Origin of the sequence: Haloterrigena salina JCM 13891, from assembly GCF_000337495.1 — an archaeon.
Classification (GTDB): domain Archaea; phylum Halobacteriota; class Halobacteria; order Halobacteriales; family Natrialbaceae; genus Haloterrigena; species Haloterrigena salina.
Genome location: NZ_AOIS01000011.1, coordinates 157,735 through 180,395, shown reverse-complemented (window position 1 = coordinate 180,395; position 22,661 = coordinate 157,735). Strand labels below are relative to the sequence as shown.

The window sequence follows — 22,661 nt, the reverse complement described above, 5'->3', positions numbered from 1 at the left end:
TCGTTGATCGAACGCGGCGATAAACGGACGAACGATCTATTTCTGGGTGAAGGAACAATCACAACAAGACCATCTATCCGACGTTCGTCTCGATCGGTTGCACGACGGACAACCGTGGTGTCCGGACGGACTACTCTTCGGCCCTCCACTGGCTGCCGACGGGCGCGAATCGACAGCTGGGCGGTGAGTATTTAGTGGCGTTTGTTGACAACTAGCATATGAAGTCCGAATCGATTCGCGAATCCGAATCCGACGACGAGCGAATCGTCCGACTACTCTCGAACACCGAATCGTTCGTTACGCTGCCGCCGGCGCCCGACGACGCGACCGTAGCGGTCGTTCGTACCGATCCGGACGTTCGACTGTTGACCGCCATCACCACCGACGAGGAGAGCGCGTGGCCGGAGGTGAGTCAAGTCCCCGGTCGGACCGTCGAGACCGACGACGGTCGGCGAAGCGAGTTCCGAGTAGACGTCGACGCGTTCGTGGACGCGGATATCCTGGACGTCACCGACGAGACGGGAACGCGCAGCGTCCGGTCGATGTCCGTCAGCTACCGTCGCGAATCGCGCCTCGAGCGCCTCCGACGGCGGCTTCGACAGTGGTGGGCGACGCGTCGCGGCTCCGACCCGCGCGGCCCGCACACCGTTGATCCGCGATGAGGACGGGATGAGCAGCGTCGTCTCGGTTTGACCCGCGGACGGCCCGTTCAGGCGTCGTCAGAACAGTCTCGGTCGAACTCGACATCGCCCTCCTCGCAGCCCCACGCGTCGGGAACGGACGCCTCGGCGAGCGCAGTGAAGTCGATGTCCTCGACCGTAACGTCCGTGAGCACCGCGCCCTGCTCGCACGCCCAGTCGAACTCCCGGAGGTCGAGTTCGTACGGGAACTCGGCCCGCGTCTGGTGGAAGTCGTAGCAATCGGTCTCGTGGAAGTACAGCCCGGCGGTGACGACCTCGGCGGCCGGATTCTGCGTCCGAACCGTCGCAGTGTAACAGTCGCAAATCCGGATCTGGATCCGATCCGAGTCTAACTCGTAGCCGCCGTCGGTCACCTGCGGCGTATCGTCGCCCCCGACGACGCCGGTCGTCGCGGCGCCCGTTCCGACGACCGCGAGCACCGCCCGTCGCGTCGATTTGTCGGCCCCGGACAGACGACACCACGCACGTTTACTCGACGCATAACGGTTGCTCGAGGCCGCACCGCTCGAGTCGTCTCGAAAAGTACATCTCTGGTTTCGCGCTCGTCGCCGACGGGCTTCGTGACGGAGAGTGACCGCCGCGCACGGCAAGTCCGGCGTCTCTTTTCGACGCGTTCGATCGCGTTTCCGCCCCATCGACTCATCAGTTACCGCGACTGTCCATGCAAGCCGAACGGCTTCCCCGGCAGGTCGCATCACTCGAGACCAATGTCGAAATCGGGTGGCGGCGTCACGTCTCGTTTCAAACGCTGGCTCATCAACGGGGTCGCACTGACGATTCCGCTGGTGATCACGGTACTGGTGTTGATCCTCGTCGTGGATTTCGTTCTGGGCATGCTCTCGCCGATCGTCAGCGGCGTGATGTTCGTCTGGCCCAACGAGCCGCCGGAGGCGGTCGTCCAGATCGTCATGATGATCTCGCTGTTCGCCTTCTTCCTGCTGGTCGGGATCGTCGCCGAGTACACGCCCGGCAAGGCGATCTCCCAGCGCATCCACGCGACCATCGAGACCATTCCGGGCGTGAGCACGATCTACGAGAGCGTCCGGCGAGCCAGCAAACTGCTGGTCGACGACGACACGGACCAGTTTCAGGACGTCAAACTCGTCGAGTTTCCCCATCGAGACGCCTACATGCTCGGCTTTCTGACGGCCCAGACGCCCCCGGAGATCGAGACGCAGGTCGACAACGGGCCGATGGTGACGATCATGGTTCCGCTGGCACCGAACCCGACGACGAACGGATTCATCATGCACATGCCGGCCGAACACGTCTACGACGTCGACGTCACCGTCGAGGAGGCGTTTCGTGCGATCGCAACGCTGGGCGTCGCCTCCGACGACCTCGGCGACGACACCTGATCGTCGGCGACGGGCTCGCGTTCCGAACGGTCCCCGATACCGACCAAAACAGATTGGCCGTATATACATACTCGAGTGGACCCCATACCCTGTGTGGCCACGTGACCTGACTGGGTATCAGGATACGGCGTGTGCGTTGCCGGCGGTCGCCGGCGACGAGAGCGGCGAACGGACGGTTCGTCGTGGCCCGGCATCGATCCGTCCGGTTTTGATGACTGAAATCTCGAATCGAGCGGTGACACCGTTCTGCGACCGGCGACCCGATCGCCACGGAACGGTCGCGGTTCAGTTCCGCCCCGCTTTGCCACCATTTATACCGGCTGGGGCCCCTACGAGAGTGCAATGGCGCAAGCGGGCAATTCTGAACTCGTCGACTCGTTCGAGCAGTTCTTCCGCAACTACTACGACAACGAGATCAAGCAGCTTGCGCAGCAGTATCCCAACGAGCAGCGCTCGCTTTATCTCGACTGGCAGGACCTCTATCGCTTCGACCCCGACCTCGCCGACGACTTCCTCGCCCAGCCCGAACAGCTCCAGCGCTACGCCGAGGAGGCGCTGCGACTCTACGACCTCCCGATCGACGTCAGCCTCGGACAGGCCCACGTCCGGATCCACAACCTCCCGGAGACCGAGACCCCCGAGATCCGAGAGATCCGCGCCCGCGATATGAACACCCTCGTCGAGGTCCACGGGATCGTTCGGAAAGCGACCGACGTTCGCCCGAAGATCGAGGAGGCCGCCTTCGAGTGCCAGCTCTGTGGCACCCTGACCCGCGTCCCCCAGTCCAGCGGCGACTTCCAGGAACCCCACGAGTGCCAGGGCTGTGAGCGACAGGGGCCCTTCCGCGTGAACTTCGACCAGTCCGAGTTCGTCGACTCCCAGAAGCTCCGCATTCAGGAGAGCCCCGAGGGACTGCGCGGCGGCGAGACGCCCCAGTCGCTGGACGTCCACATCGAGGACGACATCACCGGCGAAGTCACACCCGGCGACCACGTTTCGGCGACCGGCGTCCTCCGTCTCGAGCAACAGGGCGACCAGCAGGAGAAGTCGCCCGTCTTCGACTTCTACATGGAGGGGATGTCCGTCGACATCGACGAAGAGCAGTTCGAGGACATGGACATCACCGACGAGGATAAGAAGACGATCTACGAGATCTCCAACCAGGACGACGTCTACGAGCGGATGATCGCCTCCATCGCGCCCTCCATCTACGGCTACGATCAGGAGAAGCTCGCGATGATCCTCCAGTTGTTCTCGGGCGTCACCAAGCAGTTGCCCGACGGCTCGCGGATTCGTGGCGACCTGCACATGCTGCTTATCGGGGACCCTGGTACCGGTAAGTGTGTCCGCGGAGATACGAAGGTCACACTCGCGAACGGACAGGACGTTCCGATCCGTGATCTCGTCGAATCGAATCTCGATGATCCGAAGCCGATCGACGACGGCTGGTACGACGAGATCGATCTCGAGGTTCCCTCCTTACAGGACGACGGATCGGTCGCCCTACAGCGGGCGACAACGGTCTGGAAACGCGAAGCGCCCGAACAGATGTATCGGATTCAGACCTCGAGCGGACGAGAACTCGAGGTGACGCCGTCGCATCCGCTGTTCGTTCCTGCTGAAACCGGTTTTCGAGCGGCCCGTGCCGACGAGCTATCGATCGGTGACTCGGTTGCTGCGATGGAAACGACCGCAAATTCAGCCGACCAGACGAACACGAGAGAAGTACTGGCTGATGGTGGTATTGTGGCTGCGCACGGGGCTATCGAGACGGATCAAATCGTCTCAATCGAGATACTCAAGCCCGACTACGATTGGGTCTACGACCTCGAGATCGAGGGAACGCACAACTACGTCTCGGAGGGCGTCATCTCACACAACTCCCAGATGCTAGGGTACATCCAGAACATCGCGCCCCGATCTGTCTACACCTCCGGGAAGGGGTCGTCATCGGCCGGTCTCACGGCCGCCGCCGTTCGCGACGACTTCGGTGACGGTCAGCAGTGGACCCTCGAGGCCGGCGCGCTCGTTCTCGCCGATCAGGGGATCGCCGCGGTCGACGAACTCGACAAGATGCGAAGTGAAGACCGCAGCGCCATGCACGAGGCCCTCGAGCAGCAGAAGATCTCGGTCTCGAAGGCCGGCATCAACGCGACGCTGAAGTCCCGCTGCTCGTTGCTCGGTGCGGCCAACCCCAAGTACGGCCGCTTCGACCAGTACGAGCCGATCGGCGAGCAGATCGACCTCGAGCCGGCGCTCATCTCGCGGTTCGACCTAATCTTTACGGTCACCGACCAGCCCGACGAGGAGAAGGACAAGAACCTCGCGGAACACATCATCACCACGAACTACGCCGGCGAACTGACCACCCAGCGCGAGGAGATGAACGCGCCCGACGTTACCGCCGAGGAGATCGACGAGATGACCGATCAGGTCGACCCGGAGATCGACGCCGAACTGCTTCGCAAGTACATCGCTTACGCGAAGCAGAACTGTCACCCGCGGATGACCGACGAGGCCCAGGAAACGATCCGGGACTTCTACGTCGACCTGCGCTCGAGGGGGACCGACGAAGACGCCGCCGTACCCGTCACGGCGCGGAAGCTCGAGGCATTGGTCCGACTGGCGGAGGCCAGCGCCCGCGTTCGGCTTTCGGACACGGTCGAGCAACACGACGCCGAGCGGTCCGTCGAAATCGTCCGCTCGTGTCTCCAGGACATCGGCGTCGACCCGGAGACGGGCGAGTTCGACGCGGACATCGTCGAGGCCGGGACCTCGAAGTCCCAGCGCGACCGGATCAAGAACTTGAAACAGCTGATCAGCGACATCGAAGAGGAGTACGACGACGGCGCGCCGGTCGACATCGTCATGGAGCGAGCCGAGGAGGTCGGCATGGATCAGTCCAAGGCCGAACACGAGATCGAGAAACTCAAGCAGAAAGGCGAGGTCTACGAGCCGAGTACTGATACTCTGCGGACGACGTAGCTGCGCCGATCGACGTCTGTAATCCGCCGTCGAATCGCGTTCGAGACGCCAACAACCGCCGCTTCAGAGTTCTCTGAGATTCATCACCGTCGAGCGGATCGTCACCGGCGCGACGTCGGCGACGGCGGCCGCGTCGGCCTGCGTGATCGTCGGCCACGTCTCGCGTTCGCCGGCGGCCTTGTAGAGACACGCCGCGGCGACCCCGCTCGGGTTGCGGCCGCCGATCAGCCCCTCTTCGAGGAGCGCGGCGACGCACTCGCGGGCCCGGTTCTCGATCTCCGTCTCGAGGTCGAGTTGCGAGGCGTACCGCGGCAGGTACTGAGTCGGGTCGATCGGCCCCGTCGGAAGGCCGAGTTCGCGATTGAGCGCGTCGTAGGCGACGGTGAGTTCGTCCTCGTCGGCGCGGGCGACGTCGGTAATCTCGTCGATCGTCCGGGCGTTCGAGCGCGTTCGGCAGGTCGCGTACACTGCGGCGGCGGCGAACCCTTCGAGCGATCGTCCCTGAAGAAGTCCCGCGGATTGGGCCGACTCGAAGAGCGCGCACGACTGTTCTCTGGCCGATTCCGAGAGCGAGAGGTGGGTGTTGATCCGCCGAATCTCGGTGAAGCCGTAGACCTGATTCCGGTCGGCTTTCGAGGAGATCCGTGCTCGATTGTGCTCGCGCCGAAGGCGGGCGATTTGCCGGCGTTTTCGCCCGGTCAACCGCGAGTTGTACTTGCCGCTCGAGCCGGAACCGTAGCCGATTTTCGTGGAGAGCCCGCGATCGTGTCGCGAGCGGGTCAGCGGCGCGCCCGTCCGCCGGCGGTCGGTCTCCTCGCCGTCGAACGAGCGCCATTCGGGGCCGCGATCGATCGCATCTTCCGAAGAGACGAGACCGCACTCCTCACAGATCGTTTCGGTACCTCGAGTCCGCAACCTCCCATCACATTCCGGACAGACGGGTGCTGAGTTCGTATTCACCATTGGTAATTTCCTCCTGTATAATTGGTAGACTGTTCATGGTACTTAAAATACTGGAATTTCGAAGGTAATTAACAGCGCGTCGCTCCGCCTTCCGAGAAACACTCAGTTCGCGTTCGGCCGATCGCCATGACGTTCGGTCGATGGATACTGTTACGAGTCGCGCAATCGCGCCACCAGTGCGGGAAGTCGTCCGCCGGATACCGAGGTCCCGTCGGGCGCCGCACGCTCCTCGAGGAGTCGTTCGTATCGATCGATCACCGCCTGCCGGCGGCGCTCGCTCGTCTTAAGTGCCTCCTCGAGGGCTGCGATCCGCAACTCGAGTTGCATCCGTTCGATGCGAGCGGAAAGCGAGACGGAAGGTCGCTGGTCGCTTGAGTCGACGCGAGCAGGAGTGGTGTCGTCACCCAGGCGATCGGCGGACATGAATCGCTTTCGGTTCGAGTCGGACTCGGAAAAAGCTCAGTCAGTCGGCCGTCAGACGCGTCCGACGCGCGTTGTCCGACCCGCGGTCGTCTCAGTCCTGCAGGTGCTCGAGCACGCCCTCGGTATCGGCCGGCACGGGCTCGGGGTCGCTCCCCGCCGCGGCGGCGGCGTCGGGGTCCTTGAGCAGGTGGCCGGTCGTGAGACAGGCGACGCGCTCGTCGTCGTCGACGATCCCTTCCGCGCGGAGCTTTCGGAGCCCGGCGACGGAGGCGGCGGACGCGGGTTCGACGCCGATCCCCTCGGCCGCGATGTCGCGCTGGGCCTCGGTGATCTCCTCGTCGGAGACCGCGACGGCGGTGCCGCCCGTCTCGCGGATCCCGGGGAGGGCCTTCGGCGCGTTGACGGGGTTGCCGATACGGATCGCGGTCGCTCGCGTCTCGACGTCCTCCCAGCGCCGGACCTCGTCGGCGCCGTTCTCGACGGCCTCGACCATCGGCGCCGCGCCCTCGGCCTGGACGCCGGTCAGCTTGGGGACGTCGTCTTCCTCGAGTTCGCCCGCCTGGACGAGTTCGCGGAACGCCTTGTACAGCGCCGAGGTGTTGCCGGCGTTGCCGACCGGCAGGACGATTCGATCCGGCACGGCGTCGTAATCCGCGAGGAAGCCCTCGAGGATCTCGAGGCCGATCGTCTTCTGGCCCTCCAGCCGGAAGGGGTTCAACGAGTTCAGCAGGTAGGCCTCGCCCTGTCCCGCGAGTTCCTGGACGATGTCGAGACAGGCGTCGAAGTTGCCGTCGACCTCGAGGATGCGGGCGCCGTGGAGGCTGGCCTGGGCGATCTTGCCCGCCGCGACCTTCCCCGCGGGGAGGAGCACGAGCGTCTCCATCCCGCCGCGGGAGCCGTAGGCGGCCAGCGCGGCGCTCGTGTTGCCCGTCGACGCACAGGCGAGGCGACCGACGCCGAGTTCTTCGGCGACCCTGACGCCGACGGTCATGCCGCGGTCCTTGAACGACCCCGTCGGGTTCATCCCCTCGTGTTTGATTCGCAGGGCCTCGACGCCGATCGACTCCTCGAGTCGCGGCGCCTCGTACAGCGGCGTCGCACCTTCTTGGATCGAGACGCCCGACTCGAAGGGCAGGGCGTCGGCGTAGCGCCAGACACCCTGGCCCTCGAAGTCGTCGAACGTCGGGAGGTCGGCGTAACGGACCTCGAGCAGGCTGTCGCAGTCGTCGCAGGTGTAGCGGACGTCGTCGAAGGGCGCGAACGTCTCGCCGCAGTCGATACACTCGAGCCAGACGCCGTCGTCGGCATCGTCCGGGACGGCCGGCTGATCAGCGGAGAGGCTGAGACTCATTGTGCCTCGAGAGGGAGGCGAAGGAGAAAAAGGACGTGGGTTCGGCCGTCGTTCGATACGCTCGGCGCCGGACGCGTCGATCCCAAAAATGACCGGACGAAGTGAGTACCCTGTTCGACTGCCGATACGCGTACCCGATTCGCTCACGTGAACTGTACTGCGATGAGGACCGTTGGTCCCAGCAGCATGATGAGCGCGGCGAGCAGTAGTCGGAACGACATGCTGCTGACCGATACTCTGCTCTCAGTTAATATAATGTCTTGAGACTGTTCAAAATTACGAACAGAGACGAGTCGACTTTCAACACAGTGTTTACTCGAGTTAGTTCCGTATTAGCGACGGAAAACGTCGGGGTGATCCGCCAGTCACTCGAGCAGCCAACTCAGCAACGCCTTCTGAGCGTGGAGCCGGTTCTCCGCCTGATCGAAGACGACCGAGCGGTCGCTCTCGATGACGTCGTCGGTGATCTCCTCGCCGCGGTGGGCGGGCAGACAGTGCATCACCGAGGCGTCGGCGGTGTGCTCGAGGAGGTCCGCGCTGATCTGGAACCCCTCGAAGTCGTTCATCCGGACGTCGCGTTCGTCCTCCTGGCCCATGCTGATCCAGACGTCCGTGTAGATGATGTCGGCGTCCGTGGCGGCCTCGACGGGGTCGTGGGTCGTCGTCGGGTCGCCGCCGAGATCGCGGGCGCGCTCGAGCACCGCGTCGTCGATACCGTACCCCTCCGGCGTCGCGACCGTCAGGTCGATATCGGTCAGCGCGGCGCTGATCGCGAACGACTGGGCGACGTTGTTGCCGTCGCCGATCCAGGCCGCGGAGACATCCTCGAAGCCGCCCTCCTGCTCGCGGATGGTCAGCAGATCGGCGAGCGTCTGGCAGGGGTGGGCGTCGTCGGTGAGGCCGTTGACGACCGGCACGGAGGAGTACTCCGCTAACACCTCCATGTTTTCGTGTTTGAACACCCGGGCCATCACCGCGTCGACGTACCGAGAGAGCGTCCGCGAAGTGTCCTTCAGCGGCTCGCCTCGTCCCAGCTGGATGTCGTCCTCGCCGAGGAAGACGGCGTGGCCGCCCAGTTGGGTCATCCCCGTCTCGAAGGAGACGCGGGTGCGGGTGCTCGGCTTCTGGAAGATCATGCCCAACGTCTGGCCGTCGAGGTCCTTGTGGTCCTCGCCGGTGTGTTGGGCGCGTTTGTACGCTTCCGCGCGCTCGAGGATGGTCTCGAGTTCGGTCGGCGAGACGTCGTCGACGTCGAGGAAGTGACGGGGTTCGTCGGTCATCACTCCTCACCTCCGGACAGGGTCGTCGCGACGCGCTCTAAGACTTTCACCGACTGGTCGTACTCCGACAGCGAGAGCCGCTCGTCGGGCGCGTGATCGAGTTCCGAGTTGCCGGGGCCGTAGGTGACCATCGGGCAGTCCCACGTACCGGCGTAGAGGTTCATGTCGCTGGTGCCGGTCTTGCGCAGGAGCCGCGGGTCGCCACCCTCGTTACGGATCGCCACGCGGAACGCGCGGGCGACCTCCGTCCGGGGGCTCTCCATCACCGGCGGGATCGGCTCGGCCCAGGAGACGGTGCCGATCTCGAGCTCGGCCTCGGCTGTCTCGCGGACCGATTCGGCGTCGAGCGACGGCGGAATTCGCAGTTGGACGTCGAGGGTCGCCTCGACGGAGAGGCCGTCGTCGCTGATGCCGCCATCCATATCGACGGGCTTTGCGGTCACGCGCTCGAAGACGGCCTGGTACTCGTCGTTCTCGAAGGCGTCCTCGACGCTGGTCCACCACTCGGTCGCGTGCTGGATGGCGTTGGGTTCGGGACGCGAGGTGTGGCCGGACTCGCTAGTGGCGACGTAGGTGCCCGCGAGAAAGCCGCGGTAGCCCAGCGTGATTCCCGTCGCGCCGCTGGGTTCGCCGTTGATGACCGCGTCGGGTTCCTCGCGGTCGGCGACGAGGTGCCGCGCGCCGCGGGAGTTCGTCTCCTCGCCGACGACGCCGACGAAGGAGACGCCGGTGCGGACGGCGGCGACGGCCATCGCGGCCAGCGGGCCCGTGGCGTCGACGCTGCCCCGTCCCCAGAGCACGTCCTCGCCGGTTTCGTCCGCAACTTCGGCGTCGACATCGTCTTCGTCGGCCGTCTGCACTTCGACTGGAATCTCGCCGGGGACGGTATCGACGTGGGACGTGAGTAGAACCGAGTCGTCCGCGGGCGCGCGGACGTTGCCGACCTCGTCGATCCAGGCCTCTCGGTCGTGGAGCTCGAAGAAGGCCACCAGCCGCTCGGCGGCCTTGCGCTCCTCGCCGGTCGGCGACGGGATCGAGACGAGGTCGGTCAGTAACTGCCGCGCTTCGTCGAGCGACACGTCGGCCGGTTCGCTCATGCTCGCGCTCATGATTCCGCCTCGGCTTCGGGTGCGATGACTGCGGTCAGCGCGTCCACGAGCCGGTCCGCCTCCGCCTCGTCGATCACGAGCGGCGGCAGCAGGCGCAGGACGGTCCGTCCCGCGGGCAGCGCCAGTACCTGGTGGTTCATCGCCAGGTCGCGGGCGACGCGGTTCGCGCCGCGTTTCAACTCGAGGCCGACGAGCAGGCCCTCGCCGCGGACCTCGCGGACCGAGTCGCCCAGTGCGGACTCGAGTTCGGTCGTGAGGTAGTCGCCCATCTCGGCGGCGTGGGCGGGGTACTCCTCCTCGACCAGCGTCGAGACGGTCGCGTGGACCGCCGCGGCGACGACGGGGCCGCCACTGAACGTGGCGTTGTGCGAGGCCGCGCCGTCAGCGATCCAGTCCTGCACTGCGACCGCGCCGACGGGCAGGCCGTTGCCCAGGCCCTTCGCCGTCGTGAGGATATCGGGCGTGACGCCCGCGTTCTGGCAGGCCCACATCGATCCCGTCCGGCCCATGCCGGTCTGGACCTCGTCCAAGACGAGCGCCGCGCCGGCCTCGTCGGTGAGTTCGCGGGCCGTCTCGAGGTAGCCCGTCGGCGGGACGTTGATGCCGCCCTCGCCCTGAATTGGCTCGAGGATGACGGCCGCGGTCTCGTCGTCGACGGCGTCAGCGAGCTCCTCGCCGTCGCCGTAGGGGACGAACTCCACGTCGCCGGCCAGCGGCTCGTAGGGCTTCTTGTACTTGTCCTTCCAGGTGGCCGCGAGCGCGCCCATCGTCCGGCCGTGGAACGAGCGGGTCGCCGCGACGATCTTCGACTCGCCGGTCGCCGACCGGGCGAACTTCAGGGCGGCCTCGTTGGCCTCGGTCCCGGAGTTACAGAACCAGGCGAACTCGAGGCCGTCCGGCGTCGACGCGACGAACGAGGCGTAGGCGTTCTCGCGGGCCTCGACGGGATAGGAGGAGTCGACGAACGTCAGGTCGCCGACCTGCTCCTGGACGGCCTCGACGACCGCGGGGTGACTGTGGCCCAGCGGCGTACACGCGAAACTCGCGCCGGCGTCGATGTACTCCGTGCCGTCGGCGGTGTAGAGGGACACTCCCTCGCCGCGCTCGATGCCGATCGGCTTGCTGCCGGAGACGAAGTCGAGGTCGCTCATTCTGCGGCCTCCTGTGCGGTTTCGTCCGCTTCGTCGGCGAGCACGCCGGGCTCGAGGGTCGTCCCCTCGCCGTCCAGCGCGCTCGTGATCGGTTCGTCGGCGTTGGCCGTCGCGACGGTGACGCTCGCGGCGCCGCCCTCGAGGGCCTCCTCGGCGGCCATGACTTTCTTCGTCATGAAGCCCTCCGCGGCGTCCTTGACGGCCTCGAACTCGTCGGGCGTCGACGCGGAGTCGATCTTCGTCGACTCGTCGTCGGGATCCTCGTAGATCCCCGAAACGTCCGTGAGGACGACGAGGTCGGCCTCGAGCGCGCCCGCGATTGCGGCCGCGGCGCGGTCGGCGTCGGCGTTGACTGCGGTGTACCCGCCGTCCTTCTCTTTTCCGAGCATCGGAACGGAGACGACGGGCGTGTAGCCGCCTTCGAGGGTCGTCTCGAGCAGGTCCGCGTTCACGGACTCGATCTTGCCCGAGTGGTCGCCGCGCTTGATCTTCTTCTTGCCGTCCTCTTTGACGCGGACGGCGGACTTGCGCTTGCCACAGAGCAGCTTGCCGTCCGTGCCCGAGAGGCCGACGGCGTCGACGCCCTCGTTGTGCAGGCTCTCGACCAGATCGGTGTTGAGCTTACCGGGCATGACCATCTTGAAGACGTCCATTGTCTCCTCGTCGGTAAAGCGCCCGACGACGCCGCCGGGTGTCTCGACGTAGGTGGGCTCTTTCCCGAGATCCTCGAGGGTCTCGTCGACGGCGGTCGAGCCGCCGTGGGTGAGCACGACGTCCTCGCCGTCCTCGACGAGGCTCGCGACGTCGGCGAGCGCTCCTTCGGGGTCGACGGCGCGCGCGCCGCCGATCTTGACCACTACGGTCATTACGGCGCCCCCACGGGGTGCATTCCCGTAAACTCGAGTCCGGCCGTCTCCTCGAGACCGAGCGCGATGTTGGCCGCGTGGACCGCCTGTCCCGCGGATCCCTTCATCATGTTGTCGATCGCCGAGAAGACGACGATGCGCTTGTTCGAGGGGTCGAGTTCGAAGCCGACCTCGGCGAGATTCGTTCCGGCGACCGATTTGGGCTCCGGATACCGATACACGCCGGAGCCGCCGGCGGCCATCCGGACGAACGGCTCGTCCTCGTAACACGCGCGGTAGGCCTGCCAGAGGTCGCCTTTCGAGACCGGCCCCGAGGGGAAGACGTGGTTGGTCGCGCTGGCGCCGCGGATCATGTCCACGGCGTGGCAGGTAAAGGAGACGCTCGTGTCGAGGAACTGCTCGATCTCGGCCTCGTGGCGGTGGCCCGTCGGCGCGTAGGGACGGACGACGCCCGAGCGCTCGGGATGCGAGGACGCCTCGCCGCCGCCGGCGCCCCCTTCCGAGGAGCCGACTTTGACGTCGACGACGATCTGCTCGCCGCCCTCGAGGATGTCGTGCTCGAAGAGCGGATACAGGCCCAGAATGGTGGCGGTGGCGTTACAGCCGCCGCCGGCGATCAGGCCCGCGCCTTTGAGGTTCTCGCGGTTGATCTCCGGGAGCGCGTACTCGGCCTTCTCTAAGTATTCCGGGGCCTCGTGGCCGTCGTACCACTCGTCGTACTGTTCCTCACTCTCGAGGCGGAAGTCCGCCGAGAGGTCGACGACGGTGTCGGCGATCTCGAAGAACTCGTCGATCTGACCCATGGAGACGCCGTGGGGCGTCGCCGCGAACAGGACGTCGACGCTCTCGAGATCGTCGGGCTCGGTAAAACGCAGGTCCGTCCCGCGAAGCGGCGGGTGGACGGAGCCGACGCTCTTGCCGGCCTTCGAGCGACTGGTGACCTCGGTGAGCTCGAAGTTCGGGTGGCCCGCGAGCAGGCGAAGGAGCTCGCCGCCCGTGAAGCCGGAGCCGCCGATGACAGTCGCGGTGACGGCCTCGGCGTTCGCGTCGGCGCCGGTCTCGGTGCCGACCGCCATCAGGCGCTCACCTCGAGTTCGTCTTTATCTTCGGTCGCGGCTTCGGCTTTCGACTCGAGCCAGTCGACGACGGTGCCGGCGACGTCGGTCTCGACGGCGCCGTCGAGGGCCTTGAACTCGACCGTGTGGTTGACCTCGTGGACGGTGTAGCCGTCCTCGGTCTCCATGAGGTCGATGCCCAGCAGGCCGCCGCCGACGGCGTCGCTGGCCTTCTGAACGAGTTCTTTCGCCTCCTCGTCGGGCTCGAAGACGTCCGTCTCGGCGCCCTTCGCGGCGTTGGTGATCCAATGGTCGGAGGATCGGACCATGCCGGCGATGGGTTCGCCGTCGGTCGCGAGCACGCGAATGTCCCGTCCGGGTTTCTCGACGAACTCCTGGACGTAGAACACCTTGTGCTCGTAGTGGCCCAGCGTCGCCTTGTGCTCTAAGATCGCTTCCGCGGCGTCCTTCGAGTCGATCTTGGCCATCAGGCGGCCCCACGAGCCCACGACGGGTTTGAGGACGCAGGGGTAACCGAACTCCTCGATGGCCTCCATCGCGGTCTCCTTGGTGAACGCGACCTTCGTCGCGGGCGTGGGCACGCCCGCCTTCTCGAGCGCGAGGCTGTTTTTCACCTTATCGGCGCAGATGTCCGCGGTCTCGTGGCTGTTGATCACGGGGATGCCGTACGCCTCGAAGAACTGCGTGGCGTACAGGCTCCGACTCGTGGCGAGACAGCGGTCGACGACGATGTCGAGGTCCGCGAACTCCTCGGGCGCCTCGCTGATGTCGAAGGTCTGCTTGCGGACGTCGATCTTCTCGATTTCGTGGTCGCGCTCGCGAAGCTCGTTCAGGAGGAGCTTCTCGTCCTTGCGGATCCGGGAATAGAGTATTCCTACTTGCAAGGTCACTCACCCCAGTCCTCTTCGAGCTCCGGGGCTCGCTCGAGGACTGGCGGCTCGGTGTCGACGACTTCCAGCTCTGCTCCGCACGTGGTACAGTCAACGATCTCTCCCACTTCCAGATCGTCGTGCAGGGACACCTCAGCCCCACACTCGACGCATTCGGTCATTGTACCTGCAACTGGGGGCCGGTATCCCTTAAAGCCTTCGAAATTAACAGAGAAATTACATTAACTGCACCGTCCGCTAACGGGCCGCTGACACCAGCACACCGCAATTTTAATTTGACATATCATCTGGTAGGTTATTTGTCCCCTCGCGGGGACGGCGGCGGGAGCGGTGCTCCCGCTCGCCCGAAGGTTCGTCCCTCACCTACGGACGGCGGTAGTCGCGGCGGTCGCGGCCGACGCGGAGCGACGGCGGGAACGGCCTCAGACATAGCCGTTCACCTCCTCGCGGAGCGTCTCGTGGGCCGCCTCGAGCGCCGCCTCCAGTTCCTCGAGGGTCGCGCGGTCGTCCGACTGCGACTCGCGAGCGAGTTCGAGTTGGTCGGTGACCGCCTCGGGGGCGGGGCCGCCCTGCGAGTCGCGGCTCGCGACGCTCGCAGCGGGATCGAGGGCCTCCTCGACGGCGTCGGGGTCGACCAGCGACTCGAGGGGTTCACCCAGGACCTCCCGGGCGGCGGCCTCGAGGGCGTCGTAGTCGCCGCCCTGTTCCGCCGCGTGGGCCACCATTTCGTGTGCAGTGCGGAACGGGAGGCCGTTCGCGGCCAGGAGGTCGGCGACGCCGGTCGCCGTCGAGAACCCCTCGCCGGCCTCGGCGGCCAGCGTCGCCTCGTTCCAGTCGGCGGTCGCCACCGCGCCGGCGGCGACCTCGCTGGCCTCCGTCACGGCGTCGACGGTCTCCCAGGCGTGGGTCGTCGCCCGCTGGAGGTCGCGGTTGTACGCGCGGGGCAGTCCCTTGAGCGTCGTCGTCAGCCCCTGGACCCCGCCGGCCGCGTCGCCCGCGACCGCGCGAACAAGTTCCAGCGTGTCGGGATTCTTCTTCTGGGGCATGATCGACGACGTCGAGGAGTAGTCGTCCGAGAGGTCGACGAAGCTGCGGTTTGCGAAGATGACGACGTCTTCGGCGAGCCCCGACAGCGTCGTCGCGTGCGTCGACAGCGCCTGCGTCACCTCGAGCAGGAAATCCCGGCTCGAGGAGGCGTCCATCGAGTTTTCGACGACGCCGTCGAAACCGAGCAGTTCCGCGGCGCGCTCGCGGTCGATATCGAACGTCGTCCCCGCGAACGCGGCGCCGCCCAGCGGCGACTCGTTGATCCGTCCGTAGGCCTCGAGCAGGCGTTCGGTGTCGCGACCCACTGCGCCCTCGTAGGCCAGCGCCCAGTGGGCGACGGTGGTCGGCTGGGCGGGCTGGAGGTGGGTGTAGCCGGGCATGATCGTCTCCGCGTGCGCCTCGGCGACCGTGACCAGCGACTCGCGCAGCGCCAGCGTCGTCTCGACGGCCTCGAGGACGTCCTCGCGCAGGCGATACCGGATGCAGGCCGCGACCTCGTCGTTGCGCGAGCGCGCGGTGTGCATCTTGCCGCCCTCGGCGCCGATGCGCTCGATGACGGCCGTCTCGATGGCCTCGTGGACGTCCTCGCCGTCGGGCAGGGAGCCGTGGCCGTCGACCTCGATGGCGTCCAGCGCGGTCAGAATCTGTCCGGCCACGTCGTCCTCGACGATCCCCTGCTCGGCGAGCATCACCGTGTGCGCGCGGTCGACCTCGAGGTCGGCCTCGAAGATCCGTTCGTCGGCTGCGAGCGAGGAGAGGAAGCTCCGGGCGGGGCCGCCGCTGAAGCGATCTCGTCGGACGACGCCCTCGTCGCCGCGGCTGGATCCTCCGTCGGCCGCAAACACCCCGTCGCGAGCGCTCTCCTCGGTCATCGTTATTCCTCGTCCTCGTCTTCGCCACTCCCGTCGGTGGCGAGCTCCGGCTTCTCGACGTCCTCGGCGTTGGCCGCGATCGCCTCGTTGGCGAGGCGGCGCTGGAAGCCGTGGTACTTCGCGACGCCGGTGGCGTCCTCCTGTTTGATCTTGCCGACGGTCTCGGTGTCGAAGGAAGCGTGCTCGGCGGAATAGGCCGCGAACTTGCTGTCGCGTGCGACCGCACGAGCCTGGCCGCCCTCGAAGCGGATCGTGACGGTCCCGGTGACGCGCTTTTGGGTCTCCGCGATGAAGCCTTCAAGCGCGTCCACGAGCGGCGCGTCGATCAGGCCCTCGTAGCCCTTCTGGGCCCACTGCTGGTCGATCTGCTGCTTGAACTGGCGCTCCTCCTGGGTGAGCACGAGCCCTTCCAGCGCCTCGTGGGCGTTGAGCAGCGTCGTCGCCGCCGGGTGCTCGTAGTTCTCGCGGACCTTCAGGCCGAGCATGCGGTCTTCCATCGTGTCCGTACGGCCGACGCCGTAGGCCCCGGCCACGCCGTTCAAGTGCTCGATGAGGTCGACGGGATCGTACTCGACGCCGTCGACGGCGACGGGGTAGCCCTCCTCGAACTCGATCTCGATCTCCTGGGTCTCGCCCGTCGGCGCCTGGGTCCAGGCGTAGATGTCCTCCGGCGGGACGTAGTTGGGATCCTCGAGCTCGTCGCCCTCGACGGAGCGGCTCCAGAGGTTGGTGTCGATCGACCAGTCGCCGCCGCTGCCGCCCTCGACGGGCAGGTCCTTCTCCGCGGCGTACTCCTGTTCCCACTCGCGGGTCAGGCCGAGCTCGCGCACGGGGGCGATGACCTCGAGGTCGGAGTCGCGCCAGACCGCTTCGAAGCGGAGCTGGTCGTTACCCTTGCCGGTACAGCCGTGGGCGATGCCGGTACAGTCCTGTTCTTCGGCGACCTCGAGGATCGCTTCGGCGATCACCGGGCGAGCCAGGGCCGTCCCCAGCGGGTAGCCCTGGTAGGTCGCGTTCGCGCGAACGCCCTCGAGACAGAGGTCGGCGAACTCTTCTTTCGCGTCGACGACGTAGTGCTCTAAGCCGAGCGCGTCGGCGGTTTCTTCGGCTTCCTCGAACTCGGAAGCCGGCTGGCCGACGTCAACCGTGACGCCGATAACGTCGTCGTATCCGTACTCTTCCTCGAGCAACGGGACACAGACAGTCGTGTCCAGGCCGCCCGAGAACGCAAGTGCCACGCGGGTCATGTCGTATGCGAGGAAAGCGGAAGGAGGGACTTAAGCTCATTGGTTTAAGTCGCGTAAATTAACGATAGAGCGGCTGCTAGCCGAAAATTCTGCATTTGGTGGATCGTTGGAACGAACCGGTTCGAGGGGAGGTAGGTAGTAATCGGGCTCAACGGCCCGGCCGTCGTCGTCGCGGTCGCCGCGGAGAAACAGCCCCGTCGGTACCGGGTGCGGCGGTCGTGGCGCCGACGGTGTGACTCATTGGTGGTGCTATGGGCAGCATCGGTATTAAATCCTGCTACCTCGCAAATATCGCGGGTATCAGGCTGCGAGTCGGCTGTGCGGTGGTGTCACACCACATGGAAGCGAGCAGTGCGAACGCGTCGGACCGGCGCCGGTGGCTACTCTTCGTCTTCCCCGTCGGGCAACGCCAGAACGTTCTCCCGACCGATCCGGAAGACTTCGATCTCTTCGTCCTCGCGCAATCCGCTGACGACCTGACTCGTCTTCGCCTCGGTCCAGTCCAGTTCCGAGACGACTTCCTGCTGTTTGATCCGGCCGCCCCGCTCCTCGAGCAACTGCAGGACTCGTTCCTCGTTGCTGAGCAGTTCTGGGGGCGGCGTCTCCGCCTCGGGTACGGCTGCGTTCTCGTTCGTCGTCGACCCGCCATTCGTCGCGCTGGCGGTCCGGTCGTCGGTTCGATCGCCCCTGAGCCACCAGCCGGCCGCGCCGACGGTCGCGAGCAGGGCGAGGGCGCCGAGCACGAGCAGCCACGGCGCCGGCCCGTCGGTTCCGGGATCGGTTTCGGCCGCCGGGTCGGTCTCGTTGCTCTCCTCGATCATCACGATGGTCGGCGACGTCGACGAGAACGGATCGCCGGAGTCGCCCCAGCGAACCGACTCCCGCTCGCTGTCCTCGGTGCCGCCGGTCACCGATCCGTCGCTCCCTTCGGGTTCGGGGCTCACCTCGTCGATGGTATACCCTTCGGGCGCGTACACCTGCAACCAGGTTCCGCTGGGCAGGGAGAGGTCGGCGAGCGCCGAACCCGCCTCGATTTGAGTCAGTTGTGGGTAGGCAAACGAGTCCCACTCGAAGGTCACCATGACGTGGCCCATCTCCCGCGGCGCGGAACTGTTGTCCGTCGAGACGGTGACGTTCTCGATCGCCATGTCCCGGTCGGTCGCGTTCTCCCCTTCGCGGAGGATCTCGTTCCACCGAGCTTCCTGGCTGTCGGCGTACACCTCCCGATTCGACTGGACGTCGCTACTGAGCCCTCCCCACTCCCCGTCGCTCTGGTTCTCGAACCGGTAGTCGACGACGAACGTCGCCGACCCGTTTTCGTGAACGAAGACGTCGATGTGTATCTCGTCGGCCGCGTCGAGGCGGTCGCTCGCGCTGGCCTCGTCCTGCAGGGCTGCCCCCTGTGCTCCAGTGTCGGCGGCCGCACCGATCGGAACCGCAACGGTCGCCACGAGCATGCACCCGATTCCCACGAGCACCCAGAACAGGGCCCAGCGCCCCTGCTCTTTCAGGTCCATTGTAGATACATCCCATAGCCGCCCAGATAGGTCTTTCCGAGCGCGCAACGGTGAATTTTTCACACAGTCAGTCGATCGTGACTGTATGCACGACTCGCGCGGCGAACTCGAGGTCGAGACCCTCCTGAAGATCGTGCTCGCACTGCTCGCCGTCTTTCTGGCGTTTCAGATCCTGCAGACGGTCATCGGCAGTATCGCGAGCCTGCTCGGCCCGTTCTTCGTCCTCGTCCAGTTGGGTGTCGCCGTCGTCATCGTCCTCTGGCTCCTCGAGCGGATCTGAACGGGCCCGGCGACCATCACACTGATACGCGAACGCGCCCTACCTCGACTGAAGTGTACAGCGTCAACGTTCCGGTCCCCGGACGCGTCCGCCGGCTCGCCGACGAGCTCTACCCCGAACTCGTCGGCTTCGACAGCGTCCGCGAGGATCACTCGTGTCTGCTCAAACGCCTCGGCGAGGCCGACCACGTCGCCCAGCTGCAACACCGCGCCCACCGCGCGCTCGAGGGCGCGCCCGCCGTCGAGGCCCAGATTACGGGCATCGACTACTTCGAGGACCCGCCGCTCGGGACCGCCCCCGTCGTCTACCTCGCCGTCGAGAGCCCCGGCCTCGAGTCGATCCACGCCGATCTGACCGACTCCTTCGAGACCGTCGAGGGGCTCGAGGGCGGCGACTACGTCCCCCACGTCACGCTGGCCCGCGGCGGCGACCTCGAGGCCGCAAAGCGCGTGGCCGACCGCGAAATCGAGCCGATTCAGTGGACGGTCAGCGAACTCGAGTTCTGGGACGGGACGTACAAACTGCCGGTGAGTCGCGTCTCGCTGCCCGCGTGAACGGCTCGAATCGAACGGTGAGTCGCCCGGTAGCTATTACTCGACGCTCTCGGAACCTCCGGTCATGCACCGCCGCGCGTTACTCGCGAGTTCGACGACGATACTGTTTGCGGGCTGCAGTGAGGTAACGAGTCTGATGGATGATGGGTACGTCGACCAGACGATACAGGACGAACAGACGGCGGGATTCGACGCCGAAGCCGGCGAAGAACTGACCGTCACGGTCGAGAATATCGACGTCGCCGAGGCCGATAACGAGTCGACCGTCCAGCCGGACGCGATCAGCTTTCGGCTCGACCACGCCGAGGAGGGCCCGGTCATGACGGAGTCGATCTCGGAACCGACCGCGTTCGACGTGACGATCGAAACCGGCGGCGCGCACATCGTCATCGTCACGAACGGCGCCGCCGACGTCACGGTCGAACCGAGCGAGTAGCGGGCGGATTATCGCCATATTGGGAAATACAGGCCCTCTGTCGCTCTAACCCGACTATTCGGCCAACGGTGGCGCGCGCTGACGACGTGCCTGAGCACTGCGAAGGGACGTCGTCGACGGTGTGCGAGGGATGAGTGAGCGCGAGCGAGCGTTAGCGCGGAACCTTCGTTCCGCAAACCATGCGAACGGGTGCGAAGCACCCGTGAGCAGAAATCGGCTGTGGAGGACGTGGCAGTTCTCTGGTGCCACGATAGCAGAACTCTCGGCTTCGACAACTCATTTCTTCAAACCCCCAGACAACCCCACACAATACGCCACTCTACTGCGTGACTCGATGAGTATCGTCTAGGGCGCCGGCGTCTCGCCGTCGTAGGCGTCGTGGTCGCCGTAAAAGTTCAGCATCGAAAACTTCAGCTTCTCGGGGTCGATGTCGATCAGTTCCTCGCGCTCCTCGTGAGGGAAGGTGCCGTTGACGCTGTACCGACCCAGGTCCGACTTCGCCGACCGCGAGTAGCGCCGATCGAGCAGGGCCCGGACGCCGACGTCCTCCGGTGAGCGGATGACCCGACCGAGCGCCTGTCTGGTCTTGCGAACCGTCGGGATCTCGACGGCGTAGCGCCAGCCCGTCTCGGTCCCGTCGAACGCCGCGTCGTAGGCCTCCTGGACCGCCTCGGCGCGGTCGTCGAGGTGGGGGTACGGGACGCCGACGACCAGCACGGTGTGTGCGTCGTCGCCGTCGAAACTGACGCCCTCCGCCAGCGTTCCCCACAACGAGGTACAGAGCACGGCGCCGTCGTCCGCGACGAACTGCTGGCGTAACTCTTCGACGGACGTCCCGGGCTCGTCGAGATACACCGTCTTTTCGGTTCGCCCCTCGAGTCGCTCGGCGTAGCGACTCGCCTCGCCGTAGTTGGGGAAGAAGGCGAGCGTGTTCCCCGGCGTCATCCGGACGGCGTCGTGGATCGTGTCGGTCACCGCCGTCTGGACCGCGGGATCGTCCCGGTCCGACGAGAACAGCGGCGGCGTCTCGACGGCGTAGGTGCGCCGATGTTCCTCGGGGAACTGGAGCCCGTAGGCCATGGTGACGGGGTCCTCGAGGCCGAGCACGTCCTCGGTGACGTCGAACGGCTGCAGCGTCGCGCTCATCAGGATCGTCCCGTACACCTCCTCGAACAGTCGGCCCGTGACCTGACGGGGGAGACAGGTGTACAGCTCCGCGCGGCCGTAGATCTCGTCGGTGCCCGCGTCTCGAGTGACGGAGACGACGGGGTAGAGCCCCTCCTTGCTCCCCTCGTTCATCCAGGCGCTGACGAACGCGGCGGCCTGTAAGGTCTGACACTCGGTCCGCGTGGCGGTCTCGCCTTCCCGGTAGGCCTCCTCGTACTGTTCGTCTAACTCCTGGCCGAGCTTCATCGCGGCCTCCAGATCGTCCTCGATCCCTCGACCCGAGTAGCGCTGGAGGAACTCGAGCGTGAGGTCGTCCTTCCGGTCCTCGTTGGCGATGGGGACGTCGTCCCAGTTCTCGTCGATCCGCTCGCGCTCGCCGAAACTGAAGGAGTCCTCGTAGGTCTCGACGAGCGCGCGGTGAAAGGCCGAGAGGACGTTGGCGGCGTCCTCGGATCGCGGGTCGTCGGCGTCGGCCAACTCGTCGAGCGCGGAGTCGAAGGTCCGCTCGGAGCAGGTCCGGGTGGCGTGTTCGCGGGCCGCGTCCTCGACGTTGTGGGCCTCGTCGAAGACGGCGATGACGTCCTCCGGATCGCGGCCGAGCCACCGGAAGAACTGCTCGCGGATCGTCGAGTCCAGCAGGTGGTGGTAGTTACAGACGACCAGGTCGACCCCTTCGATCCCCTCCTTCAGCAGTTCGTAGCCGCAAAAGCCCTCCCGCTCGGCGTACTCGTAAATTTCGTCGGGCGTCCGGACGTCCTCGAAGAGCCACGCGAAGAAGTCGTCCGTATCCCGGGTGAGATTATTCCGGTAGTAGTCGCAGACGTTCTGTTCTTCTAAGTCCTCGAGTCGCTCCTCGATGTCCTCGAGTTCGTCCATCACCGCCGAGCGGGCGTCGGCCGCACCGCCGTCGCCGTCCTGACTCTCCTCCAGTAGTTCGCGCTGGCGGCGCTCGAGTTGCCGCTTGTCGCGTTCGGCGTCGACGACGGCGCGAGTGTTGTCCCGGAGCGCCTGGCACTCCTCGTAGCCGACGTCGATGTGACACATGGAGGATTTCCCCTTGAACACGATCGCCCGAATGTCCTCCTCGCGGGTGATCGCGCGGGCTTCGGCGACGAACTGGCGCATCTGCTGGTGGACGTTGGTCGTGATGACCACCGTCTTGTCCTGCTCGCGGGCCACCTCGAGGGCGGGGACCAGCGACGAGAGGGTCTTCCCGGTCCCGCAGGCCCCCTCGAAGAGGACGTCCTGGCCGCGGGTCAGCGAGTTGTGGATGCGGTCCATCGCCTCGCGCTGGTTCTCGTACGGCTGGTCGTACGGGAAAAAGCGCATGTACCCGGTTGTCTCGGACACGCTAGACGATCAGTTCCCGATCCGATAAAAGCGTTCGT

The 22,661-nt window shown here is 65.9% G+C and carries 21 protein-coding genes; 6 read left to right on the top strand and 15 right to left on the bottom strand.

From position 1 onward, the window contains the following. Positions 1 to 218: 218 nt before the first annotated feature. Positions 219 to 662, top strand: a complete 444-nt coding sequence (locus tag C477_RS02720) for a hypothetical protein (protein ID WP_008892895.1) — start codon at positions 219 to 221, stop codon at positions 660 to 662. Between the two features lie 47 nt (positions 663 to 709). Here the strand turns inward: C477_RS02720 and C477_RS02715 are convergent, their stop codons facing one another. Next, on the bottom strand, positions 710 to 1,120 hold the full coding sequence (locus C477_RS02715) for a hypothetical protein (RefSeq protein ID WP_008892894.1): 411 nt from the start codon (positions 1,118 to 1,120) through the stop codon (positions 710 to 712). A 288-nt stretch (positions 1,121 to 1,408) separates the two neighbouring features. On the opposite strand from C477_RS02715, the gene C477_RS02710 reads away from it, so the two are divergent. Together C477_RS02710 and C477_RS02705 are read left to right on the top strand one after the other, a co-directional pair. Beyond that, complete coding sequence (locus C477_RS02710; RefSeq protein ID WP_008892893.1) at positions 1,409 to 2,059, top strand: DUF502 domain-containing protein; 651 nt, start codon at positions 1,409 to 1,411, stop codon at positions 2,057 to 2,059. Between the two features lie 342 nt (positions 2,060 to 2,401). Next, positions 2,402 to 5,044: an ATP-binding protein gene (locus tag C477_RS02705; RefSeq protein WP_008892892.1), complete on the top strand. Its 2,643-nt coding sequence runs from the start codon at positions 2,402 to 2,404 to the stop codon at positions 5,042 to 5,044. Between the two features lie 63 nt (positions 5,045 to 5,107). On the opposite strand, the gene C477_RS02700 is transcribed toward C477_RS02705, so the two are convergent. The 13 genes from C477_RS02700 to C477_RS02645 all read right to left on the bottom strand — a co-directional run bounded on the left by C477_RS02700 (position 5,108) and on the right by C477_RS02645 (position 18,836). Then, positions 5,108 to 6,007, bottom strand: a complete 900-nt coding sequence (locus tag C477_RS02700; protein ID WP_049914167.1) for a transcription initiation factor IIB — start codon at positions 6,005 to 6,007, stop codon at positions 5,108 to 5,110. 150 nt (positions 6,008 to 6,157) lie between these two features. Continuing rightward, complete coding sequence (locus C477_RS23355; protein WP_152423247.1) at positions 6,158 to 6,430, bottom strand: hypothetical protein; 273 nt, start codon at positions 6,428 to 6,430, stop codon at positions 6,158 to 6,160. Between the two features lie 91 nt (positions 6,431 to 6,521). Beyond that, the gene (gene thrC / locus C477_RS02695; RefSeq protein WP_008892889.1) at positions 6,522 to 7,781 is read right to left on the bottom strand and encodes a threonine synthase; all 1,260 of its coding nucleotides are present in this window, start codon (positions 7,779 to 7,781) and stop codon (positions 6,522 to 6,524) included. A 365-nt stretch (positions 7,782 to 8,146) separates the two neighbouring features. Next, entirely contained in the window at positions 8,147 to 9,061 is a 915-nt protein-coding gene (gene argF / locus C477_RS02690) for an ornithine carbamoyltransferase (RefSeq protein WP_008892888.1), read from the bottom strand. After that, positions 9,061 to 10,170 (bottom strand): [LysW]-lysine hydrolase, encoded by a 1,110-nt coding sequence (locus tag C477_RS02685; protein WP_008892887.1) that lies wholly within the window; start codon positions 10,168 to 10,170, stop codon positions 9,061 to 9,063. The genes argF and C477_RS02685 overlap by 1 nt, the downstream gene beginning before the upstream one ends. Continuing rightward, a complete protein-coding gene (locus tag C477_RS02680; RefSeq protein ID WP_008892886.1) occupies positions 10,167 to 11,321 on the bottom strand; it encodes an aspartate aminotransferase family protein in 1,155 nt (384 codons plus the stop codon). Before C477_RS02680 ends, C477_RS02685 begins: the two co-directional genes overlap by 4 nt. Continuing rightward, positions 11,318 to 12,187: an acetylglutamate/acetylaminoadipate kinase gene (locus C477_RS02675; protein ID WP_008892885.1), complete on the bottom strand. Its 870-nt coding sequence runs from the start codon at positions 12,185 to 12,187 to the stop codon at positions 11,318 to 11,320. Before C477_RS02675 ends, C477_RS02680 begins: the two co-directional genes overlap by 4 nt. After that, complete coding sequence (gene argC, locus C477_RS02670) at positions 12,187 to 13,263, bottom strand: N-acetyl-gamma-glutamyl-phosphate reductase (RefSeq protein WP_008892884.1); 1,077 nt, start codon at positions 13,261 to 13,263, stop codon at positions 12,187 to 12,189. Before argC ends, C477_RS02675 begins: the two co-directional genes overlap by 1 nt. Then, complete coding sequence (gene lysX / locus C477_RS02665; RefSeq protein ID WP_008892883.1) at positions 13,263 to 14,153, bottom strand: lysine biosynthesis protein LysX; 891 nt, start codon at positions 14,151 to 14,153, stop codon at positions 13,263 to 13,265. Before lysX ends, argC begins: the two co-directional genes overlap by 1 nt. Next, positions 14,150 to 14,314 (bottom strand): lysine biosynthesis protein LysW, encoded by a 165-nt coding sequence (gene lysW / locus C477_RS02660; RefSeq protein WP_005554620.1) that lies wholly within the window; start codon positions 14,312 to 14,314, stop codon positions 14,150 to 14,152. Before lysW ends, lysX begins: the two co-directional genes overlap by 4 nt. Before the next feature lie 261 nt (positions 14,315 to 14,575). Continuing rightward, positions 14,576 to 16,072: an argininosuccinate lyase gene (gene argH, locus C477_RS02655; protein ID WP_008892882.1), complete on the bottom strand. Its 1,497-nt coding sequence runs from the start codon at positions 16,070 to 16,072 to the stop codon at positions 14,576 to 14,578. A gap of 2 nt (positions 16,073 to 16,074) precedes the next feature. Then, complete coding sequence (locus C477_RS02650; RefSeq protein ID WP_049914165.1) at positions 16,075 to 17,319, bottom strand: argininosuccinate synthase; 1,245 nt, start codon at positions 17,317 to 17,319, stop codon at positions 16,075 to 16,077. Between the two features lie 380 nt (positions 17,320 to 17,699). After that, positions 17,700 to 18,836 (bottom strand): helix-turn-helix transcriptional regulator, encoded by a 1,137-nt coding sequence (locus C477_RS02645; protein ID WP_008892880.1) that lies wholly within the window; start codon positions 18,834 to 18,836, stop codon positions 17,700 to 17,702. A gap of 85 nt (positions 18,837 to 18,921) precedes the next feature. Here C477_RS02645 and C477_RS02640 point away from each other — a divergent pair, with 85 nt between their 5' ends. The 3 genes from C477_RS02640 to C477_RS02630 all read left to right on the top strand — a co-directional run bounded on the left by C477_RS02640 (position 18,922) and on the right by C477_RS02630 (position 20,106). Further along, positions 18,922 to 19,116, top strand: a complete 195-nt coding sequence (locus tag C477_RS02640) for a DUF7554 family protein (protein WP_008892879.1) — start codon at positions 18,922 to 18,924, stop codon at positions 19,114 to 19,116. 53 nt (positions 19,117 to 19,169) lie between these two features. After that, a complete protein-coding gene (locus C477_RS02635; RefSeq protein WP_008892878.1) occupies positions 19,170 to 19,670 on the top strand; it encodes a 2'-5' RNA ligase family protein in 501 nt (166 codons plus the stop codon). 136 nt (positions 19,671 to 19,806) lie between these two features. Then, entirely contained in the window at positions 19,807 to 20,106 is a 300-nt protein-coding gene (locus C477_RS02630) for a hypothetical protein (protein ID WP_239641834.1), read from the top strand. A gap of 345 nt (positions 20,107 to 20,451) precedes the next feature. Here C477_RS02630 and C477_RS02625 read toward each other — a convergent pair whose 3' ends face one another. Further along, on the bottom strand, positions 20,452 to 22,623 hold the full coding sequence (locus C477_RS02625; protein WP_169332641.1) for an ATP-dependent DNA helicase: 2,172 nt from the start codon (positions 22,621 to 22,623) through the stop codon (positions 20,452 to 20,454). Positions 22,624 to 22,661 lie beyond the last annotated feature (38 nt).

What these genes read in the sequence shown, in the direction of transcription:
- C477_RS02720 (WP_008892895.1), top strand. Translation starts at nt 219, where the DNA reads ATGAAGTCCGAATCGATTCGCGAATCCGAATCCGACGACGAGCGAATC.
- C477_RS02710 (WP_008892893.1), top strand. Translation starts at nt 1,409, where the DNA reads ATGTCGAAATCGGGTGGCGGCGTCACGTCTCGTTTCAAACGCTGGCTC.
- C477_RS02705 (WP_008892892.1), top strand. Translation starts at nt 2,402, where the DNA reads ATGGCGCAAGCGGGCAATTCTGAACTCGTCGACTCGTTCGAGCAGTTC.
- C477_RS02700 (WP_049914167.1), bottom strand. Translation starts at nt 6,007, where the DNA reads ATGGTGAATACGAACTCAGCACCCGTCTGTCCGGAATGTGATGGGAGG.
- C477_RS23355 (WP_152423247.1), bottom strand. Translation starts at nt 6,430, where the DNA reads ATGTCCGCCGATCGCCTGGGTGACGACACCACTCCTGCTCGCGTCGAC.
- thrC (WP_008892889.1), bottom strand. Translation starts at nt 7,781, where the DNA reads ATGAGTCTCAGCCTCTCCGCTGATCAGCCGGCCGTCCCGGACGATGCC.
- argF (WP_008892888.1), bottom strand. Translation starts at nt 9,061, where the DNA reads ATGACCGACGAACCCCGTCACTTCCTCGACGTCGACGACGTCTCGCCG.
- C477_RS02685 (WP_008892887.1), bottom strand. Translation starts at nt 10,170, where the DNA reads ATGAGCGCGAGCATGAGCGAACCGGCCGACGTGTCGCTCGACGAAGCG.
- C477_RS02680 (WP_008892886.1), bottom strand. Translation starts at nt 11,321, where the DNA reads ATGAGCGACCTCGACTTCGTCTCCGGCAGCAAGCCGATCGGCATCGAG.
- C477_RS02675 (WP_008892885.1), bottom strand. Translation starts at nt 12,187, where the DNA reads ATGACCGTAGTGGTCAAGATCGGCGGCGCGCGCGCCGTCGACCCCGAA.
- argC (WP_008892884.1), bottom strand. Translation starts at nt 13,263, where the DNA reads ATGGCGGTCGGCACCGAGACCGGCGCCGACGCGAACGCCGAGGCCGTC.
- lysW (WP_005554620.1), bottom strand. Translation starts at nt 14,314, where the DNA reads ATGACCGAATGCGTCGAGTGTGGGGCTGAGGTGTCCCTGCACGACGAT.
- argH (WP_008892882.1), bottom strand. Translation starts at nt 16,072, where the DNA reads ATGACCGAGGAGAGCGCTCGCGACGGGGTGTTTGCGGCCGACGGAGGA.
- C477_RS02650 (WP_049914165.1), bottom strand. Translation starts at nt 17,319, where the DNA reads ATGACCCGCGTGGCACTTGCGTTCTCGGGCGGCCTGGACACGACTGTC.
- C477_RS02645 (WP_008892880.1), bottom strand. Translation starts at nt 18,836, where the DNA reads ATGGACCTGAAAGAGCAGGGGCGCTGGGCCCTGTTCTGGGTGCTCGTG.
- C477_RS02640 (WP_008892879.1), top strand. Translation starts at nt 18,922, where the DNA reads ATGCACGACTCGCGCGGCGAACTCGAGGTCGAGACCCTCCTGAAGATC.
- C477_RS02630 (WP_239641834.1), top strand. Translation starts at nt 19,807, where the DNA reads ATGGATGATGGGTACGTCGACCAGACGATACAGGACGAACAGACGGCG.